Annotated in this window: 2 protein-coding genes and 1 pseudogene; all 3 read left to right on the forward strand. The window is 74.5% G+C overall.

Annotation, left to right across the window (positions count from 1 at the left end; all coding sequences use genetic code 11):
* Positions 1-152: 152 nt before the first annotated feature.
* Complete coding sequence (locus D7Y11_RS42535) at positions 153-791, forward strand: RNA polymerase sigma factor (protein ID WP_121754141.1); 639 nt, start codon at positions 153-155, stop codon at positions 789-791.
* On the forward strand, positions 788-1,336 hold the full coding sequence (locus D7Y11_RS42540) for a zf-HC2 domain-containing protein (RefSeq protein WP_121754140.1): 549 nt from the start codon (positions 788-790) through the stop codon (positions 1,334-1,336). The genes D7Y11_RS42535 and D7Y11_RS42540 overlap by 4 nt, the downstream gene beginning before the upstream one ends.
* Positions 1,337-1,347: 11 nt before the next feature.
* Positions 1,348-1,622 (forward strand): annotated as a pseudogene (locus D7Y11_RS42545) (AraC family transcriptional regulator); the annotation flags it as partial.

Below are 1,622 nucleotides of genomic sequence, written 5' to 3' on the forward strand. Positions count from 1 at the left end.
ACCCGGATGCCCCGCGCGAGCAGCGACACCACCACCCCGGGCCCCCCTTGCCCATTCCCGTCGATATGTCCGGCCAGGAGGCGCGTTTCCCTGGGAGCCCGGGGCAGGAACGGCCTCCGGGGGACGAGCGCGGCTCGCAACGGGAAGACGGCATGGATGCAGCCGTACAGGGCTTGGGGATGACGACCCTCCAGTCGCGGCAGGACACAGAGAGGGCCGCGCGACCGGCGGCGCCGGACGAGGAGGCCCTGTCCCGGCGCGCGCTGACGGGGGAGCGTGCCGCGTGGGACGCGCTCATCGCGCGGCACCAGCGCCGGGTGGTGGTGTCGCTGCTCGCGCGGGGCATCCGGGTGGACCGGGCCCAGGAGCTGGCGCAGGAGACGTGGGCGCGCCTCATCCAGCAGCAGCAGCGAGGCCTGCTCACGGAGCTGCGGCTGCCGGCGCTCGCGCTCACCCAGGCGGCGTTCCTCGCGTCGGATGACGCCCGGCGCATGCGGCGCGAGTCGGTGGACGGCACGCTGGAGGACCTCCCGGAGCGGCAGCAGCCGGTGGACCCCGCACAGTCCGCGGAGAAGCGCCTGCTGTCGGAGGAGCAGCTCGCCCGGGCCCGGGACGCGCTGGAGCAGGTGTCACCGGGCGCGCGCAACGTCTTCCTCCTGGCCTGTGACGGCCAGGGACTTCCCCATGCAGAAGTCGCCTCCCGCGTCGGGCTGTCCGTCCAGCGCGTGCGACAGATTTTGTGCGAGGTCCGCAAGAAGCTGCGCACCGCGCTCGAAGAGGAACAACCATGATCAGCCCCACGCCCCACCTCACCCGCGACCGCACGGAGCAGTACCTGCTGGGCGCGCTGCCGCCCGAAGCCGAGGCGGAGCTGGAGGCCCACACGCTCACGTGCGAGCCGTGCGCGCGGCTGCTCCAGGAGGAGGCCCTGCTGGAGGAGCAGCTGTACGAAGTCGCCGCCGCCACGCCGCCCGACGCTGTCGTGGTGCGCCCCGCTCGCTGGCACCGTCCGGCCGCCGTCGCCGCGGCGCTGGTCGCGGTGGCGGCCTCCGTGTTCCTGATGCTGCGGTCCGGAGGGGAAACCGTCTCTCCGTCCGAGACGCCCGTGGAGGCACCGGTCTTCGCGGTGCAGGACACGCCGGTTGAGGATGACGAGGCGCCCCGGGACATCGTGGTCGCGTGCCCGGACCTGGCCACGCAGGAGCACTGCCTCAAGTCCGCGAGCGCGCGCGGGTTGCTCGTGTATCACCCCGGTGGACAGGGCGAGGTCCCCCGCTACGACGCGTCCAGCGGGCTGACCCAGGTGGCGCTGAGCTCGCGCCCGGCCGCGCTGTGAGGACTACCGTGATGACGCTCCGAACCCGCCTCCCCGGCCTGCTGCTCGCGCTCTGGACGCCCCTCGCGGCGGCCCAGACTCCGCCCGCCGTCGCGACGACGGCGCTCACGTCCACCGCGACGGCCGCGTCCGAGGCGACGGCGCCGAAGGCGAGCCCGACGTCCTCGGGCGCGAAGACAGCCGCGACAGCCAGGCCCGATACCTCGGCGCCGAAGGCGAGCCCGCCCCCGCCCACCAGTGCTCCAGCGCCCAGGCCCGGCGCGGAGGTGGCTTCCGTCCCGCCCGC

Source organism: Corallococcus sp. AB018 (assembly GCF_003986945.1).
GTDB lineage: Bacteria > Myxococcota > Myxococcia > Myxococcales > Myxococcaceae > Corallococcus > Corallococcus exiguus.